General features: G+C 78.9%; 1 pseudogene. It reads left to right on the top strand.

Annotated elements, in window-relative coordinates:
• Nucleotides 1-285: pseudogene (locus OCL97_RS22640) on the top strand (cell division protein FtsK); the annotation flags it as partial.

Raw genomic sequence — 285 nt, 5'->3', positions numbered from 1 at the left:
CTGGCCGCGCCGCCGGCCCCCGCCGCCTGGCCGCTGGCCAAGGGCCTGGGCGGGTTCTGGGGGGACGGCGTGCTGCACGGGCTCGCCAGCGTTCTGGCCTTCGCCCGACTGCCCGGAGCCACCCTGATCGCCGCTCTCCTGCTGGCGGCCGGCGCCGTCGCGGGCCTGGGCTACGCCTTTGGCCTGCGCCGCCTGGACCTGGGCGCCACCGCCGCCTGGCTGGCCTCAGCCCTCCAGCACAAGGCCCAGCCTGAGGCCAAGCCCCTCCGCCCCTCGGTCGCCCGC

It is taken from the genome of Phenylobacterium ferrooxidans, from assembly GCF_042714595.1.
Taxonomy (GTDB): Bacteria; Pseudomonadota; Alphaproteobacteria; order Caulobacterales; family Caulobacteraceae; genus Phenylobacterium; species Phenylobacterium ferrooxidans.
The sequence above is the reverse complement of the archived record's forward strand: the minus strand, read 5'-3'. Positions and strand labels throughout refer to the sequence as shown.